A 13,664-nucleotide genomic window follows, 5' to 3' on the forward strand; every position below is an offset into this window, starting at 1 on the left:
GGGTCGGACTCGCGTGGACAGATGACCCCACCGTGGCTACTTTGGGCTGGTCGTCGAGGGGGAGTACCTCCCCTTCGAGCCGATCGAGAGGGATCTGTCCATGTCTCGTTGCGTGCGCCTGTGCCGTCCGACCTTCGCGTCTCGGGAGTCCTGAGATGTCGGGCGCCGGCCCAGAGCTGAAGAAGACGCTCACCCAGCGTCAGCTGACGATGATCGCCATGGGCGGCGTCATCGGGGCGGGCCTGTTCGTCGGGTCGGGGACGGTCATCAAGGCCACGGGGCCGGGCGCCTTCCTCACCTACGCCCTGTGCGGCGTGCTCATCATCATGGTGATGCGGATGCTGGCCGAGATGGCGGTGGCGAACCCCTCGACGGGCTCCTTCGCCGACTACTCCCGCAAGGCGCTCGGGGACTGGGCCGGCTTCTCCGTCGGCTGGCTCTACTGGTACTTCTGGGTCATCGTCGTGGGCTTCGAAGCCGTCGCCGGTGCCAAGGTCATCAACTTCTGGCTCCCGGGAGTGCCCACCTGGGTGCTCAGCCTCGTGCTCATGCTTCTCATGACGGGCACCAACCTCATCTCGGTCTCGTCGTTCGGGGAGTTCGAGTTCTGGTTCGCCGGGATCAAGGTCGCGGCGATCATCGTCTTCCTCGTCTGCGGCGGCCTCTTCGTCCTGGGCATCTGGCCGAACGCCGACCTCGACTTCAGCAACCTCACCGCGCACGGCGGCTTCTTCCCCAACGGTGGTCTCGCGGTCACGGCTGGAGTCGTGACGGTCATCTTCTCGATGGTGGGCGCCGAGATCGCGACCATCGCCGCGGCGGAGTCGAACAACCCTGAGCGGGCGGTCTCGCGGGCCGCCAACTCGGTCATCACCCGGATCGCGATCTTCTTCGTGGGCTCGATCTTCCTGCTCACGGTGATCCTGCCCTGGAACTCGTCGACCCTGGAGGCCTCGCCGTACGTCGCCGCATTCCAGGAGATGGGCATCCCGTATGCCGACCACGTGATGAACGCGGTCGTGCTCACCGCCGTCCTCTCCTGTCTCAACTCGGGCCTGTACACCGCGTCGCGGATGCTGTTCGTCCTGGCCGCGCGCCGGGAGGCGCCGGCGTCGATGGTGTCGGTCAACTCGCGTGGCGTGCCGATGGTCGCCATTCTCTCCTCGTCCGTCGTCGGCTTCCTCGCGGTCATCATGGCGGCGGTCTCGCCGGACACGGTGTTCTCGTTCCTGCTCAACTCCTCGGGCGCCGTGATCCTCTTCGTCTACCTGCTCATCGCCGTCTCGCAGATCATCCTGAGATACCGCGCGGACGCCTCGACGCTCGCGGTGAAGATGTGGTGGTTCCCGGTCCTGTCGGTCCTCACGACCCTGGGCATCGTGCTCGTGCTGGTCCAGATGGGGCTGACCGAGGACGTCCGCATCCAGCTCGTCCTGAGCCTCGTCTCCTTCGCGGTGGTGCTCATCCTCTTCTTCGTCAACAAGGCCCGGATCGCCCGGCTGCCGGCGCGCGTCGCTCCGGTGCACACGGGTGAGGCCCGTCGGGTGCTCGTGCTCGCCAACCAGACCCTGGAGGCCGACGAGCTGGTGACCGAGCTGCAGCGCATCGACGCCCAGGGCGCGGCCACCTACTACGTATGCGTGCCGGCCAGTCCCGTCGAGACCGGCACCGCCGCGACCCACGGCGCCGTCTCGGTCAAGGACGCGACGACCGAGGCCGCGCAGCGCCGACTCGAGCGCACTCTCGAGACGCTGACCGCCCACCATCTCGACGCCACCGGGGCCCTCGGCGACCAGCGGCCGCTGCGCGCCCTGCGGGCCGCCGTCCACGAGTTCGACCCCGACCAGATCGTCATCGTCACGCTCCCTGCGGCAGAGTCGATCTGGCAGCGGTTCGAGGTGGTCGACCGCGCCGCGGAGCTCGGCCTCCCGGTGACGCACGTCGAGGCGGCCTCGCTGGTCGCCGCGGTGTGATCGGTGAGCATCGTCGTCGCCTACACGGCGCAGGACAGCGGCACGTCGGCGCTCGAGCTGGCGGTCGTCCTGTCGCGTTCGACCGGTGAGCCGCTCGTCGTCACCGTGGTCGTCACGACGCCGTATGCCGCGGCCGCCCCGGAGTTCGTCGACGGCAACTACCTCGGCCCGCTCCGGGACTGGGGGCGGTCCGTCCTCGATGGGGCCAGGACGGCTCTACCGGGTGACGTCGACGCGAGCTTCGAGGTGCGTCAGGCGTCGTCGATCCCGGGAGGGCTGCTCGAGCTGGCAGCGGAGGTGGGCGCGTCCGCCGTGGTGCTCGGCTCGTCGAGCAAGGGGTCGCTCGGACGGATCTCGCTCGGCAGCGTCACGGACCGTCTCGTCCACTCGGCGCCGCTGCCGGTGCTCCTCGCCCCTCTGGGCTATCGCGCCGGGCCGGCGGCCCGCATCCGCCGGGTCAGCATCGGCTACGGCGGGTCCCGGGACGGCGGGCACGTGGCCGTCGCGGGGGCGCGTCTCGCCGAGGCGCTCGAGGCGAGCCTGCGGGTCGTGTCGTTCGCCGTCCGGCCACCGGAGCGCTTCTACGGAAGTGTGGAGGAGTCGGCCGACGAGCTCGTCGTCGACCGCTGGGTCGCCCGGATGAGGGATGTGCTCGTCAGGCAGGTGAAGGCACTGGATGACGGCCGTCTCGCCGACCGCCTCGCGCGGTCGCTCGTCGTGGGCGAGGGCGCATCCTGGAGCCAGGCGATCTGGGGCGTCGACTGGAACGACGGCGACCTCCTCGTCGTCGGCCCGAGCTCGTCGGCCCCTGCGGCCCGGCTCTTCCTCGGCTCGCGGGCGTCCAAGATCGTCCGGTCGGCGCCGGTGCCGGTCTACCTCCTTCCCGCCCCGCGCAGCCGCTGAGCCTCGCCCTCCGCCGAGGCGACCACCTAGCGGGCGCCTCCGCGGACCGGGAGCCGTGAGGCCAGGTACGGCGCCGTGGCGCTGCCCTCGACCCGTGCGACCTGCTCGGGAGTGCCCGACGCCACCACTCGACCGCCCTGGTCCCCTCCGCTCGGGCCCAGGTCGATGACCCAGTCGGCGCCGGCGATCGTGTCGAGGTGGTGCTCCACGAGCACGACCGTGTTGCCGGCGTCCACCAGCGCGTGCAGCTGGCGCAGCAGCAGCTCGACGTCGGCGGCGTGCAGTCCCGACGTCGGCTCGTCGAGGAGGTAGAGCGCGTGGCCGCGCCGGGCCCGCTGGAGCTCGGTCGCGAGCTTGATCCGCTGCGCCTCGCCGCCACTCAGCTCGGTTGCCGGCTGTCCCAGACGCAGGTACCCGAGCCCGACCTCACGAAGCGTCACGAGGCTGCGTGCGGCACCCGGGACGTCGGCGAGGACGTCGGCGGCCTCGTCGACGGTGAGGGCCAGCACGTCGGCGATGGTCCTGCCGCGGTAGACGATCTCGAGCGTCTCTGCGTTGTAGCGCGCGCCGTGGCAGCTGGGGCACGGCGCGTACGTCCCCGGGAGGAAGAGCAGCTCGACGGAGACGAAGCCCTCGCCCTGGCACGTCTCGCAGCGCCCTTCGGCGACGTTGAACGAGAACCGGCCCGCGCCGTAGCCGCGCTCGCGCGCCTCGGGAGTCGCGGCATACAGCTTGCGCACCGCGTCGAAGAGGCCCGTGTAGGTGGCGAGGTTGGAGCGGGGGGTCCGTCCGATGGGGCGCTGGTCCACCCGGACCAGCCGGTCGAAGGACTCGAGCCCGGTGGCGTCGTCGACGTCGATCTCGAGCTCGTCGTCCTCCGCGTCGTCCGGCGCCTGGCCGAGGTGGCGGCGCACCAGCTCGGCGAGCACCTGCGTCACGAGCGTCGACTTGCCCGAGCCGGAGACGCCGGTCACCGCCGTCAGGACGCAGAGCGGGACGTCGACCGAGACGTCCTGCAGGTTGTGCCGGGTGATCCCGCGCAGGTGCAGCCAGCCCTTCGGTGTGCGCTGCGGTCGCACGACCCGCTCGGCCCGTCCGAAGAGGTGCTTCCCGGTCACGGAGCGCTCCACGTCCTCGAGGCCCTCCACCGGCCCGGAGTAGAGCACGTGGCCGCCCTCCTCGCCGGCCCCGGGACCGATGTCGACGACCCAGTCGGCGCGGCGCACGATGTCGAGGTCGTGCTCGACGACGAAGAGCGAGTTGCCCGAACGCCTGAGCGCCTCGAGCACCTCGAGGAGCGGCTCCGCGTCGGCCGGGTGCAGCCCTGCGGACGGCTCGTCGAGCACGTAGACGACGCCGAAGAGACCTGAGCGCAACTGGGTGGCGATGCGCAGTCGCTGCGCCTCACCGGGGGACAACGTCGTCGAACGACGCCCGAGCGACAGGTAGCCGAGCCCGAGGTCGAGCAGCACCTGGATCCGTGCCACGAGGTCGGTGCAGAGGCGCACGGCCACCTCGGTTGCCTCGCCCGAGCCTGCTGACGACGTCGCGGCTCCGGCGTCGGTGAGCTCGGCGACCGGGCGGAGCAGCGCGGCGAGGTCGGTGAACGACAGGGCGTTGGTCTGCGCGATGCTGAGGCCACGGAAGGTCACCGCGAGCGCGTCCTCCCGCAGTCCCGTGCCGCCGCAGGCCGGGCACCGGACGCTGCGGACGAAGCGCATCGCCTTGTCGCGCATCATCTGGCTCTTGGTGTCGGCGAGCGTGTGGCGGATGTGCTTGCGTGCGCTCCAGAAGGTGCCGTGGTAGTCGCGGCCCGTCGTGTCGTCGGCCTCGCCGCGCCGGTCGATGAGCACCCGCGGCTGCTCGTCGGTGTAGAGCAGCCAGTCGCGTTGCTTCTTCGGCAGGTCGCGCCACGGCACGTCGACCTCGATCCCGAGGGTCCGGGTGACGCGGACGAGGTTCTTGCCCTGCCAGGCGCCGGGCCACGCGGCGATCGCGCCCTCGCGGACGCTGAGCGAGGTGTCGGGGACGAGGAGGTCCTCGGCCACGTCGTGGGCCTCACCCAGCCCGTGGCACTCGGGGCACGCCCCGGATGCGGTGTTGGACGAGAAGGCCTCTGCCTCGAGCCGGCGCGCGCCCTCGGGGTAGCTGCCGGCCCGCGAGTAGAGCATCCGCAGCAGGTTCGACAGCGTCGTCAGCGTGCCGACGCTCGAGCGGGAGCTCGGGGCGCCGCGCCGCTGCTGGAGCGCCACGGCCGGGGGGAGGCCGGTGATCTCCTGCACGTGCGGGGCTCCGACCTGGTGCAGCAACCGGCGCGCGTAGGGCGCCACGGACTCGAAGTAGCGGCGCTGCGCCTCGGCGTAGAGGGTGCCGAAGGCGAGCGACGACTTGCCCGAGCCCGAGACACCGGTGAAGACGACCATGGCGTCCCGCGGCACGTCGACATCGATGTTCTTGAGGTTGTGCTCCGCGGCACCGCGGACGTGGACGAAGGTGTCGGTCGAGTCGGGGTGCACACCCCATGTCTAGCCGCTCATCGGGCGCGGAACACCATCGGGAGGCCGAACTCCTGCCCGACCGTCCCTCAGACGACGGCTCGCAGCCGAGCCGGCGGGGTGCTGGACCTGAGTCCGGACGTCAGGAGACGACCACGGCGTCCGGCGTCGTGGTCGTGAGACGCATGCGCACCGGCACCTCGTCGCCGACCTGCGGGGGAGCGACGCCCTCCGGGAGCACGAGCAGGCTGCACTGCATGTGCGGCGGCTCGGCGAAGCGCGGCATCACCTCCGAGACGGTGAACGGCGAGCGCACCCGGTGCGCGGCCTCGAGCACGCCCTCGGCCACGGCGATGGCTCGCGACCGTGGGGTGGCGGCCGACGACGGGCTCTCCATGGCGACGCCGTGCGACGTGCCGCCGCTGACGACGACGAGGTGGCCTGCGGCGATGGCCCGCTGGCGGTAGCCGACTCGGGTCCCCTTGGTGACCGGACGCACGTCGAGCACGTGCGCGCGGACCTCGTAGGAGCCCTTGTCGGCATACCAGAGGTCGGTGCCGATGCGGGGCCGGAACTCATGCTCCGGGAATCGCTCTGCGAGAGTGGACAGCTCGGCCGCGGACACGTGGGACACGAACCACGTGCGCTCGCCCGGCACGGCGGCGATGAAGCGCGAGATCTCCTCGACGTGGCCTGTCCCGAGCGGCAGGTGCAGGGTCACCCCGACGGCGTCGGCAGCGCCCGCCAGTTGGGCGACGTCGACCACCGGGGTGCCGTAGCGGTTCATCGAGGTGAGTCCCTCGATGACGACTCGCGCGTCGTCGAGGAGACCCCGAAGGCTCGACAGGTCTGTCTCGGTCGTCACGGTGTGCACGACGCGCCGGTCGGCGAGCTCGGGCAGCCCGGCGTGGATCGCCGCCCGGTAGGGCTCCATGACGAGCACGTCGCCGCCGAAGGCCGCGAGAGCGCCCGGCACCTCCGCGTAGGCCCCGACGGCCACCATCGGCACGTCGAGACGTGCGGCCTCGGCGCAGAGCAGGTCGCGGCCGAAGCCGTAGCCGTTGCCCTTGATGACGGGGACGATGCCCGGGTGTTCGGCGACGAAGCGGTCGTGGCCGGCGCGCCAGCGCTCACCGTCGACGTGCAGGACGAAGGACACAGTGGGTCACCGCCGCTTCATGTAGAGGTCGAAGGCCTTGTACAGCAGTCGGTTCAGCGGCAGGTCCCACTCGCCGGCGAGGCGCACGGCCTCGCCGCCGGTCCCCACCTTGAAGCGGATCAGGCCGATGTGCGGGTTCTCCGTGTCGACGGTGTTCGTGATGCCGCGCAGGTCGTAGACGGCGGCGCCCGCGGCGAGGGAGTCCTGCATCATCCGCCACTGGATCGCGGTCGAGCCCTGCAGCTCGCGCTTGGCCGCCGTCGACGCGCCGTAGGAGTACCACGCGTGCTCTCCGACACGGATGAAGATCGTCGCGGCCAGCACATCGCCCTCGTGCTCTGCCAGGTAGACGCGGATCCGCTCGGGGTCCTCGGCCGACAGCGCGGCATACATCTGCTCGAAGTAGGCGAGCCCGCGCGGGGTGAAGCGGTCACGCTCTGCCGTCTCGACGTAGGTGCGGTGGAAGGCCGGAAGGTCGGACGGGTCGCCGACGCGGACGGTGACGCCGTTCTTCACGGTCTTCTTGATGTTGCGCCGCCACAGCTGGTTCATGCCGGCGAGCACCTCGGCCTCGGTGCGGCCTGCGAGCGGCACCTGGAAGACGTACTCCGGCTGGCCGGCGGCGAAGCCGTCGTCGGGTGACAGGTGCCGGAAGCCCAGCCGTCGCAGCTCGGCGACGACGGCCGTCCCGACCGGCTCGACGACGTCGGGCGTCGCCTCGTCGTAGCGTCGGACCGCGGGGTCGGCGATGGCGTCCTTGATCGTGGACGTGCGCCAGCGGTGGGTTGCGACGGGAGGGCCGATCCGCAGGGCGAAGGCGCCCTTGGACCTCAGGTGGTCGCGCAGCGCCCGGAGCAGCTCCACGAGCCGCGGCGACGACCAGTCGATGCACGGCCCCTCGGGCACGTAGGCCAGCGAGCGCCTCAGACGGGGAAGCGACCGATGGAGCACGAGCGCGGCGCCGATCATGTCCTCGCCCTCGAACCACCCGACCGACTCGGAGCGCCACTCCTTCTTCACGTCGGCCCAGGCCGGCGTCTGCAGGAAGCTCGCCGAGGGCTGGGTCCGCAGCCAGGCGAGGTGCTCGGCAGCGCTGATGTCACGGACGGAGATGGGCGAGTTCACGCTGGATCACGCTACCCGAGCGCGCCGGGCCACCCGACACGCCTCGCCCGCCACCCGGCATACGACCTCGTGAGCGGGCCGCGCCACGACGAGGGCGTATGCCGTGTCGCTCACGCCCAGCCCATGGTGCGCGGGTCGGGAGGGAGCCGCGGGTTGAGCAGGTGCGCCACGAGCGCGGTCCAACCGGTCTGGTGCGTCGCGCCGAGGCCCTCTCCGGTGTCGCCGTCGAAGAACTCCGAGAAGGTCGGGTGGGCCGACCAGAGCGGGTCGGGGGAGGACTCGATGCGCTTGCCGTCGGAGGGGCGCCGGCCGTCGACGGGCCGGAACAACGCCGTGAGCCCGCCGTCGATGACGTCGGCGGCCTCGTCGAGGGTGCGCCAGTCGCCGGAGCCGGTCGGGATCTCGATGCGGAAGTCGTCGCCGAAGTAGCGGCCGTACGTGCGCAGCTTGTCGGCCAGGAGCACGTTCGTGGGGAACCAGACCGGCCCGCGCCAGTTGGAGTTGCCACCGAACATGCCGGTGCGGGACTCGCCCGGCTCGTACTCGATCGACACCGTCTCGTGCCCGACGGTCGCCGTGACAGCCTGGCGCGTCGCCGCAGAGAGCGAGCGGATGCCGTAGTCGGACAGGAACTCCTCCGTGTCGAACATCCGCTCGAGGATGCGGCGCAGGCGCTTCGGCGGGACGAGCGTCAGCAGCATCTTGCCGTCGTCGCGCGCGAGCATCGGCTTGACGAGCTCGGGCCGGCGCTGCTGGAGCCACTGGAAGCGGCTCGTGACGTCAGGGCACTCGTCGACGACCCACGAGGGGATCTCCGTCGCCCCGAGGATCGGGAGCAGCCCGACCATCGACCGCACCCGCATGTGCGGAGCCCGGCCGTCGGGCTGCACCAGCACGTCGTAGTAGAAGCCGTCCTCCTCGTGCCACAGGCTCTTGTCGCTCGAGCCGAAGTGACGCATCGCCTGGGCGATCGACAGGAAGTGCTCGAGGAACTTCGTCGCGACGTCGTCCCACGCCTTGTCGGTGCGCGCGAGCTCGAGCGCGATCTTGAGCATCTGCTGGCAGTAGAAGGCCATCCAGCTGGTCGCGTCGGACTGCTCGAGCCGGAACCCTGGCGGCAGCGGGGCCGAGCGGTTGAACAGTCCGATGTTGTCCATCCCGAGGAAGCCGCCCTCGAAGAGGTTGCTGCCGTTGGCGTCCTTGCGGTTGACCCACCAGGCGAAGTTGAGCAGCAGCTTGGTGAAGACCCGGGTGAGGAACTCCCGGTCGCGGTAGCCGTCGATGCGGTAGACGTGCCACGCCGCCCACGCGTGGACGGGCGGGTTGACGTCGCTGAACTCCCACTCGTACGCCGGCAGCTGGCCGTTGGGCGCCATGGCCCACTCCCGACACATGAGGAGCAGCTGCTCCTTGGCGAACTCGGGGTCGACGTGAGCCAGGGGGATCGTGTGGAAGGCGAGGTCCCAGGCGGCGAACCAGGGGTACTCCCACTCGTCGGGCATCGAGATGACGTCGGCGAGCGCAAGGTGCTTCCAGTGCTCGTTGCGTCCCCGCTTGCGTGACTCCGCGACCGCGGGCCCGACGGGGTCGCCCTCCATCCACTGCCGCACGTCGTAGCGGTAGAGCTGCTTGCCCCAGAGCAGGCCGGCATACGCCCGTCTGGCGACGTGCCGGTCCGCCTCGTCGAGCGATGCGTCGATGACGTGGCCGTAGAACTCGTCGGCCTCGGCTGCCCGGGCACCGAGCACCTGCTCGAACGGCTCCCCGAACCACTCGACGGAGGGGTCACCAGGGGCGAGGCGCAGGTCGACGCTCACGGTCTCCCCGGGGCCGACGGAGTCCCACCGGTACCAGAACGAGCACTTGCTGCCGTAGCCGCCGGGGTTGACGGCCTGCCTGCGACCGTGGACGACGCGCTGGTTGATCGAGTCCTTCGGGTAGAGGGAGTGGTTCGCGAGGGCATGGTCGCCGAAGACGTGCTTCGCGTTGGTCTCGTTGTCGCAGAAGAGCGCGGTCGGTGAGCCGGACGCGGCGAGGACGTAGCGGCCGAGGAAGCCGTGCGTCATCTCCGCGGCCCGGTAGCCGCGGGGCGGTCGGCCGTTGTGGCGGATCTCGTGCAGCTCGGTGACGCGGTCGTCGACGCCCCAGGACCACGTGTTGCGCAGCCACACCGTCGGCAGCACGTGGAGCGGCGCCGCAGCCGGGCCGTGGTTCGTCGCCGAGATCCGGATGCACATGTCGTCCGGGCCGGCCTTGGCATAGGTCATCGTGACGTCGAAGAACTCGTTGGCGTCGAGGATGCCGGTGTCGCCGAGCTCGAACTCCCTTTCGTCACGGGTGCGCTCGCGGTTCTCGCGGCGCAGCTGCTCGTAGGGGAACTCGGCCTGCGGGTAGCGGTAGAGCCACTGCATCCAGGAGTGCGTCGGCGTGCCGTCGAGGGCCCACCAGTACTCCTTGGCGTCCTCGCCGTGGTTGCCCTCCTCGTTGGTCAGGCCGAAGAGGCGCTCCTTGAGGATCGGGTCCCTGCCGTTCCACAGGGCGACGGAGAAGTTGAGGAAGCCGAAGCGGTCGCTGATGCCGCCGAGCCCGTCCTCGCCCCACCGGTAGGCGCGCGAGACGGCCTGGTCGAAGGGAAACTCCGACCAGGCGTTGCCCTCGGCCGAGTAGTCCTCGCGGACGGTGCCCCACTGGCGGCCGGAGAGGTAGGGACCCCAGAGGCGCCACGGGGCGTCGTGGCCGGGGGAGTCGACGAGCCGCGCGTGCTCGGCGCCGAGGGGCTCGCCCGGAGGGAGGGGGCTGTTCATGGGCCCATGGTGCTGCATGGATGTGTCGACGTCGTAACGGGGCTTGACTTTCGACCGGGTGGAAGCCCCAGTCTTCTCGTCATGCCAGCCCAGACCCCGCGCGACCGCGTCGACGCCCCCGACCCCGGCCGCCTGCTCACCATCGGCGAGGTCGCGCGCCGGAGCGGTCTCACCGCGAGCGCCCTGCGCTTCTAGGACCGCGAGGGCGTTCTCGTACCGGCCGACGTCGACGCCCAGACGGGCTACCGGAGGTATGCCGTCGCGCAGGTCCGCGGGGCCCGTCTCCTCGCGTCGCTGCGCCGGGTCGGTATGCCGCTGGCCGAGGTCGCGCTCGTGCTCGACGAGGATGCGCGGGGTGCGTGCGGGGCTGCGGCCGACGTCGTCTCGGCGCACGAGTAGCGCCTCGTGGACGGTCTCGCCGACGCGCGGAGGGAGATCCGCCGGACCCTCGCACTCCTGGCCGAGCGCGACGACGGACCCGGTGCCGCTGGGGCGGCCCGCGAGCCTCGGCGTCGCGTCGTGGTCGGTGCCGCCGACCTCGCTGCAGCGTTCGGGTCGGTCCGGTTCGCCGTCGCGCCGGGGGAGCCGGTGGCCGGTGCCCCCGACGGCGTCGACCTTCGGGTGCTGACCGGGATCCTGGTGGAGGTGAGCGGCACCGAGGTTCGGTGCGTCGCCACCGACCGCTACCGCCTCGCCGTCGGATGGGCGCCCGTGGCCGGCCACCGGGCGTCGTCAGGGGAGGCCCGCGTGAGTGCCGTGGTCCCCGTCGAATGGGCGGACCGGGTCGCGGAGGCATGCCGCGGCCAGGCGGCGGGCGCCGAGGTGGAGCTCGACGTGGGCGCGGAGCGCGTGGGGATCAAGGTCGGCAGTGAGCAGCTCGCGACCACGGTCGTGCAGGGGTCGTTCCCCGACTACCGCAGCATCGTCGCCGTCGAGCCGGCCGGGGGTGGCGCCGACGCCTCGGGACTCCAGTCGCTGCTGACGGTCGGGACCGAGTCCGTGGGGCTCGTCGTCCTCGACGGTTCCGTCCACCTGGCTGCGTCGCGCGACGCCGGCATCCCGGACGTCCACGTCGACCCGGCGTTCCTGCGGGAGGCGCTCTCGGTGGCCGGAGCCCGTCCGACGCTCGTGCTCGACGGCCCGCGGCGCCCGCTCGCCATCCGCGGTGACGGCGCCGGCTTCTCCGTCCTCATGCCCGTCGCCCCGGAGGGCCTGCGGGCGTGAGCGTGCTCGTCCACCTCTGCCGCGTCTGCGGCCACCAGTCGGCCTGGCACGAGGGCGGCAACGGCGGCTACACCCCGTGCTGGTGCTGCCGGGCCGGGACGGCCGACCCCGACCCCGCGCCCACCCTGCTGCCGACGACGAGCTCGCCACACGGCATACCGGAGGAGCTGTGGCAGCCGGGCACCCAGCGCAACGCGGGCACGATGCACGCCTCGCGCACGTGCGCGTGTGCGGCCTGCCGTGAGGCGGCCGAGGGGATGGCTGCAGGGACAACGCGTCGAGAGCACCCCCTCGCGGCTCCTAGACTGGTGGGGTTGTCCGGCCGCTGACGTAGTGCGGCACCGATAGGAGGAATGCCGTGATCGTCGCCACCGGGATCGAGCTGCGTGCAGGAGCACGCCTGCTCGTCGAGGACGCCAGCTTCAGGATCGACTCCGGCGACCGCATCGGTCTCGTCGGCCGCAACGGTGCCGGAAAGACGACCTTGACCAAGGTCCTCGCCGGCGAGGGCCATCCCGCCGCTGGCACCGTGACGCGGACCGGTGCCGTCGGCTACCTCCCGCAGGACCCCCGCACGGGGGACCTCGAGATCCTCGCCCGCGACCGCATCCTCTCGGCGCGCGGACTCGACACCATCGTGCGCGAGCGCTCCGAGGCCGAGAACCGGATGGGCAGCGACGACGAGAAGGTCCGCGACAAGGCGATGCGCAAGTACGCGCGTCTCGAGGTCGAGTTCGAGGCTCAGGGCGGGTATGCCGCCGAGTCGGAGGCCGCGTCGATCGCGAGTGCCCTCGGCCTCGACGAGCGCATCCTCGGGCAACCGCTGGGGACGCTCTCGGGTGGCCAGCGCCGTCGCGTCGAGCTCTCGCGGATCCTCTTCTCCGGCAACGAGACCCTGCTCCTCGACGAGCCCACCAACCACCTCGACGCCGACTCGATCGTCTGGCTGCGCGAGTACCTCCGCGCCTACAAGGGTGGGCTCATCATCATCAGCCACGACGCCGAGATGCTCGACGCCGTGGTCAACAAGGTCTACCACCTCGACGCCAACCGCTCGGCGCTCGATGTCTACAACGTCAACTGGAAGACCTACCTCCAGTCGCGCGAGACCGACGAGAAGCGCCGTCGTCGCGAGCTGCAGAACGCGCAGAAGAAGGCCGGTGCGCTCCTTGCGCAGGCTGACAAGATGCGCGCCAAGGCGACCAAGGCCACGGCGGCCCAGAACATGGCCAAGCGTGCCGAGCGGCTCCTCGCCGGCGTCGAGGGCGAGCGGGTCCAGGACAAGGTCGCCAAGCTCCGCTTCCCGAAGCCCGCGGCCTGCGGCAAGACGCCCCTGCGCGCCTCCGGCCTGTCCCGCTCCTACGGCTCGCTCGAGGTCTTCACCGACGTCGACCTCGCCATCGACCGCGGCAGCAAGGTCGTCGTGCTGGGCCTCAACGGTGCCGGCAAGACGACGCTGCTGCGGATGCTTGCCGGCGTCGACACCCCCGACACGGGGGAGGTCGAGCCGGGCCACGGCCTCCGCCTCGGCTACTACGCACAGGAGCACGAGAACCTCGACGTCACGCGGTCCGTGCTCGAGAACATGAAGTCGGCCGCCCCGGAGCTCGGCGAGACCGAGGTCCGGAAGGTGCTCGGCTCGTTCCTCTTCTCCGGTGACGACGTGCAGAAGCCAGCGGGGGTCCTGTCGGGCGGCGAGAAGACGCGTCTGTCGCTCGCGCTCCTCGTCGTGTCGGCCGCCAACGTGCTGCTCCTCGACGAGCCCACCAACAACCTCGACCCCGCGTCGCGCGAGGAGATCCTCGGCGCCCTCAAGACGTACGAGGGTGCGGTCGTCCTCGTGACGCACGACGAGGGCGCCGTCGACGCCCTCGAGCCCGAGCGCATCCTCCTGCTGCCCGACGGGGTCGAGGACCTGTGGGGCCCGGACTACATGGACCTCATCTCGCTCGCCTGACCTTCACGAGGCGCCGCCGTGGGT

Annotated in this window: 9 protein-coding genes and 1 pseudogene; 6 read left to right on the top strand and 4 right to left on the bottom strand. The window is 71.3% G+C overall.

All coding sequences use genetic code 11. From position 1 onward, the window contains the following. The first annotated feature begins 155 nt into the window (after positions 1–155). Together ABD831_RS13770 and ABD831_RS13775 are read left to right on the top strand one after the other, a co-directional pair. A complete protein-coding gene (locus ABD831_RS13770) occupies positions 156–1,973 on the top strand; it encodes an amino acid permease (protein WP_344947465.1) in 1,818 nt (605 codons plus the stop codon). Positions 1,974–1,976: 3 nt separating this feature from the next. Then, positions 1,977–2,876 (top strand): universal stress protein, encoded by a 900-nt coding sequence (locus tag ABD831_RS13775; RefSeq protein WP_344947468.1) that lies wholly within the window; start codon positions 1,977–1,979, stop codon positions 2,874–2,876. Positions 2,877–2,902: 26 nt separating this feature from the next. Here the strand turns inward: ABD831_RS13775 and uvrA are convergent, their stop codons facing one another. The 4 genes from uvrA to ABD831_RS13795 form a co-directional block, all read right to left on the bottom strand. Then, complete coding sequence (gene uvrA / locus ABD831_RS13780; protein ID WP_344947471.1) at positions 2,903–5,392, bottom strand: excinuclease ABC subunit UvrA; 2,490 nt, start codon at positions 5,390–5,392, stop codon at positions 2,903–2,905. A gap of 121 nt (positions 5,393–5,513) precedes the next feature. Then, a complete protein-coding gene (locus ABD831_RS13785; RefSeq protein WP_344947474.1) occupies positions 5,514–6,530 on the bottom strand; it encodes an alanine racemase in 1,017 nt (338 codons plus the stop codon). Positions 6,531–6,536: 6 nt separating this feature from the next. Beyond that, positions 6,537–7,655: a lipid II:glycine glycyltransferase FemX gene (locus ABD831_RS13790; RefSeq protein WP_344947477.1), complete on the bottom strand. Its 1,119-nt coding sequence runs from the start codon at positions 7,653–7,655 to the stop codon at positions 6,537–6,539. Between the two features lie 110 nt (positions 7,656–7,765). Next, entirely contained in the window at positions 7,766–10,459 is a 2,694-nt protein-coding gene (locus tag ABD831_RS13795) for an MGH1-like glycoside hydrolase domain-containing protein (RefSeq protein ID WP_344947480.1), read from the bottom strand. A gap of 207 nt (positions 10,460–10,666) precedes the next feature. Here ABD831_RS13795 and ABD831_RS22250 point away from each other — a divergent pair. The 4 genes and pseudogenes from ABD831_RS22250 to ABD831_RS13810 form a co-directional block, all read left to right on the top strand. Continuing rightward, positions 10,667–10,858: pseudogene (locus tag ABD831_RS22250) on the top strand (MerR family transcriptional regulator); the annotation flags it as partial. A 6-nt stretch (positions 10,859–10,864) separates the two neighbouring features. Further along, positions 10,865–11,683 carry a DNA polymerase III subunit beta family protein gene (locus ABD831_RS13800; RefSeq protein ID WP_344947483.1) on the top strand — a complete coding sequence of 273 codons (819 nt, stop codon included), beginning with the start codon at positions 10,865–10,867 and terminating at the stop codon, positions 11,681–11,683. Beyond that, positions 11,680–12,012 carry a hypothetical protein gene (locus ABD831_RS13805; RefSeq protein WP_344947485.1) on the top strand — a complete coding sequence of 111 codons (333 nt, stop codon included), beginning with the start codon at positions 11,680–11,682 and terminating at the stop codon, positions 12,010–12,012. Before ABD831_RS13800 ends, ABD831_RS13805 begins: the two co-directional genes overlap by 4 nt. A gap of 29 nt (positions 12,013–12,041) precedes the next feature. Further along, on the top strand, positions 12,042–13,640 hold the full coding sequence (locus ABD831_RS13810; RefSeq protein WP_344947487.1) for an ABC-F family ATP-binding cassette domain-containing protein: 1,599 nt from the start codon (positions 12,042–12,044) through the stop codon (positions 13,638–13,640). Positions 13,641–13,664: the final 24 nt, after the last annotated feature.

Source organism: Terrabacter ginsenosidimutans, assembly GCF_039539425.1.
Lineage (GTDB): Bacteria > Actinomycetota > Actinomycetes > Actinomycetales > Dermatophilaceae > Terrabacter > Terrabacter ginsenosidimutans.

What these genes read in the sequence shown, in the direction of transcription:
- ABD831_RS13770 (WP_344947465.1), top strand. Translation starts at nt 156, where the DNA reads ATGTCGGGCGCCGGCCCAGAGCTGAAGAAGACGCTCACCCAGCGTCAG.
- ABD831_RS13795 (WP_344947480.1), bottom strand. Translation starts at nt 10,459, where the DNA reads ATGAACAGCCCCCTCCCTCCGGGCGAGCCCCTCGGCGCCGAGCACGCG.